The organism is Archangium sp. (genome assembly GCF_036388035.1).
Lineage (GTDB): Bacteria > Myxococcota > Myxococcia > Myxococcales > Myxococcaceae > Archangium.
Genome location: NZ_DASVSO010000648.1, coordinates 1 through 3,686, shown reverse-complemented (window position 1 = coordinate 3,686; position 3,686 = coordinate 1). Strand labels below are relative to the sequence as shown.

General features: G+C 71.5%; 4 protein-coding genes. 3 read left to right on the top strand and 1 reads right to left on the bottom strand.

The genetic code is table 11. The features are described 5' to 3' along the window. Positions 1–288: ATP-binding protein (locus VF697_RS26575; RefSeq protein WP_331099520.1), on the top strand; the 288-nt coding region annotated here is incomplete at its 5' end. Positions 289–675: 387 nt separating this feature from the next. Then, complete coding sequence (locus tag VF697_RS26570; protein ID WP_331099519.1) at positions 676–1,524, top strand: HAD family hydrolase; 849 nt, start codon at positions 676–678, stop codon at positions 1,522–1,524. Here VF697_RS26570 and VF697_RS26565 read toward each other — a convergent pair. Continuing rightward, positions 1,521–3,374 carry a monovalent cation:proton antiporter-2 (CPA2) family protein gene (locus VF697_RS26565; RefSeq protein ID WP_331099518.1) on the bottom strand — a complete coding sequence of 618 codons (1,854 nt, stop codon included), beginning with the start codon at positions 3,372–3,374 and terminating at the stop codon, positions 1,521–1,523. The two genes, VF697_RS26570 and VF697_RS26565, sit on opposite strands and share 4 nt — an antisense overlap. A 100-nt stretch (positions 3,375–3,474) precedes the next feature. Here VF697_RS26565 and VF697_RS26560 point away from each other — a divergent pair. After that, positions 3,475–3,686 (top strand): hypothetical protein (locus VF697_RS26560; RefSeq protein ID WP_331099517.1); only part of this gene is annotated, 212 nt, incomplete at its 3' end.

Below are 3,686 nucleotides of genomic sequence, written 5' to 3'. Positions count from 1 at the left end.
ATCGAGCTGTCCGTCGGCGCCGACCACGGACACGCGCTGCTCACCGTGCGGGACGGGGGCATCGGCATCGAGCCCGGCAACCTCTCGCGCATCTTCGACCGCTTCGAGCGCGCCGTGTCCGAGCGGCATTACGGGGGCCTCGGGCTGGGGCTCTACATCACGCGCCAAATCGTCGAGGCGCTCGGAGGCTCCATCGAGGCCCAGAGCACCCCCGGCGAGGGCGCGACCTTCCTCGTGACGTTGCCAGGCCTCCACGCCGCGCTCCAACCGGTGCAGCAGGTGCCCTGAAAAAAAGATGAGGCGGCGCGCCCGGGGAGGGGATCCGGACGCGCCGCCTCCGCCGCCTCGCACCCACACGGGTGGTTGGCGGAAGTGCAGCCCTACTGCGATGTAGGCTCCGGTGGTCTTCCCAGGGAACCACCGCAACCCGCGGCGCCTCTTCGCGCCGACACTCTTGGGTATAGCTGGAGGGTCTGACATGCCCGTGGGCCCCGGCGTCTCCCCGGCGCCGGGGCCCACGGTTCCTCCGCCAACCGCCAGCCTTCGTTCTACACGGAGGGTCTGACACGCCCGCGCTGCCGGTGGTTCCCTTGCCGTCGGGGACGCGCCCTGGCTTGATTCGGGGCGGGGAGGGGGCCTATTGCGCACCTCCTGCGACAGCGAGGACTCAGGACGATGGCGATTCGATGCGTGGTGTTGGATTTCGACGGGACCTTCACGGACGCGACGGCGGAAGGGACGCCCTTCGTCCAGCACTTCCGTCGGCGCCTGTCCGAGGTGCTGGGCCGCGACGTGATGGAGGCGGGCTGGGCGCAGGTGGAGCACGAGGTGGCGACGAGCTCCGAGGAGCACGGCTGGGAGGTGGGAGGCCGCATCGTGGCGCCGGCCCTCGCGGACCCGTACCTGCTGGCCAACTTCGTGGCGCGGCGGCTGTGCGACAGGCTCGGGGTGCTGCCGGACAAGGCCGAGCGCGCGAAGCTCTTGGACACGCTCTACCGCGAGGCGTACGCGCAGGTGGGCATGGCCTTCAAGCCCGAGGCCAAGGAGGTGCTGGAGGCGCTGCTGGACACCGGGCTGCCCGTGCACGTCGTCACCAACGCGCACACGGACACGGTGGAGGCCAAGCTGACGAAGCTGGCCCCGCGCGGCCGCGAGCGCCTGCGGGTGTCGGGTGACGCGCGCAAGTTCCTCATCGAGGACCCGGCGACGCCCGATGCCGTCTTCTCCGCCCTGTCCGAGACGACGCGGGCGGCCCCGCTGGTGCGCCCCATCCACCTGCGCCGCGGCCGCTACTACGAGGCGCTGCGCCGCATCTGGGACGAGACGGACACCTCGCCGGAGACGACGCTGGTGGCCGGCGACATCTACGAGCTGGACCTGGCGATGCCCGCGGCGCTCGGGGCCAGCGTGCAGCTCGTGGCCCGCGCCAACACGCTGGAGTACGAGCGCCAGGCCATCGCCGCGCTCGGCTCGCGCGGCGGCATGGACCCGAGCCTGCGCGCCATCCTCCCGCGCCTGCGCTAGCGCTCCGTGTCCCCCTCGTCGTTCCGCTCGGCCTCCCCCTCCGCCCGTTCGGCCGGGTTGAGCGCCACCCCCGGGCGCTGGGGGTGGGTGAGCGGCTCGGGGCGGGGGACGGGGCGGGTGTAGAGCCTGTCGCCACCCGCCAGGAGGTTCTTGCCCTGCTCCTGCTGCTGCAAGGCGAAGCGCTCGCGATCTCGCCGGCGGATGTCCTCCTCCACCTCCGCCACGCGCTCGGGCGACAGCCCCAGCTCCCCCAGCGCGGCACGCCCGAAGGCGATGGCGCTCTCGAAGGTCTCGCGCAGCTGGAAGTGCGCGCCGCGCTCCACCAGCTCCAGCGCGTGCACGCGGTCGTACGCGCGCACGTACAGCCGCGCGAGGGGGAAGGACGTCCGGCACAGCTCCACGATGCGGGTGGCCGCCTCCTTGTGCTCCACGCACACGCAGATGAGCCGCGCCCGCCCCGCGCCCGCGGAGCGCAGCACGTCCAGCCGCGTGCCGTCGCCGTAGTAGAGCTTGAAGCCGAAGCGCTCGGCGGCCTCCAGCATCTCCACGTCATTGTCGATGATGGTGACGTCGATGCCCTCGGGCAGCAGCAGCTGGCAGACGATCTGCCCGAACCGCCCGAAGCCGATGACGAGCACGGAGCCGCGCGCCCCCTCGAAGTGCTCCTCGCGCTCGGGGGCCGCGCGCGTGCGGGCGAGCCGCGGGGCGAGCGCGGCCAGCAGCGGCGTGAGCGCCATGGTGAGGGTCACGAGCGCGACGAGCAGCGTGGCCTGCTCCTGCTCCATCACCTTGGCGGCCACCGCGGTGGAGAACAGGACGAAGCCGAACTCGCCGCCCTGCGGCAGCAGCAGCGCGGTGCGGATGGCCACCTCGTGCCCGTCGCGCAGCAGCCGCATCAGCCCGTACACCACCGTCGTCTTGATGACGGTGACGGTCACCACCGCGCCGAGCAGCAGGGGCCAGCTGCGCGCGATGAGCCCGAGGTCCACCGTCATTCCGACGGAGATGAAGAAGAGCCCGAGCAGCAGCCCCCGGAAGGGCTCGACGTCCGCCTCGAGCTCGTGCCGGTAGCTCGACTCGGCGAGCAGGACGCCCGCGAGGAACGCGCCGAGCGCGGAGGACAGCCCGACGTATGTCATCAGCGTGGCCGCCGCGATGACGACGAGCAGGGCGGCGGCCGTCATCACCTCATGGGCGCCCGAGCTCGCGAGCAGGCGGAAGAAGGGGTTGAGCAGGTAGCGGCCCGTGAGCACCACCGCGGCCACGCCGCCCAGCATCTTCGCCGCCGACAGCCACACCGGGTCGCTCCCGGCCGCTTCCACCGGGGAGAGCAACGCCACGAGCGCGAGCAGCGGAACGATGGCCAGGTCCTGGAGCAGCAGGATGGCGAAGGCCTTCTGGCCGTGGGGGTGTTGCACCTCGCCGCGCTCGCCGAGCAGCTGCATGACGAGGGCCGTGGACGACAGCGCGAGCCCGAGCCCCGCGATGAGCGAGGCCCGCCAGGGGCGTCCCACCAAGAGGAGCGGGTAGATCATGGTGAGCAGGCCGCAGATGACGACCTGCGCCGTGCCGAGCACGAAGATGTCGCGGCGCATGGCCCACAGCCGCGAGAGGTTGAGCTCCAGGCCGATGAGGAAGAGGAAGAGCACGACGCCGAGCTCGGCGACATGCATCACCGAGGTGGAGTCGGAGAAAAGGCCGAGGCCGAAGGGGCCGATGACGAGCCCCGCGGCGAGGTAGCCGAGGATGGAGCCGAGGCGCAGCCGGCGGAAGAGGGGCACGGCGATGACCGCCGCGCCAAGGAAGATGAGCGCCTGGACGTAGACAGGAGCCTGGGGGCTGGCGGCCATGGGAGTACATGGCATCCTCGCCGCGAGCTTCCAACGGCACCAGCGGCCAGAGACGCCGGAGTCATGTGATGAACCGACGCCCGCGCAGGCGTAGAGTGGCATGTCTCCACAGCTGCTCATGGGGGGTCAGCAGATGCACGGTGTCCGGAAGTTGTGCCTCGTCCTCGTCGCTGGCGCGCTCGCCAGTGCCTGTGCCACGTACGTCTTCCACACACGGATGAAGGGGGAGCCGATGAGAAGGATGCGAGGGTGGGCAGGGGCCCTACGGGGTACATCGCTGGCGCTCGTGCTGGCGCTGGCGCCGGGGTGCAA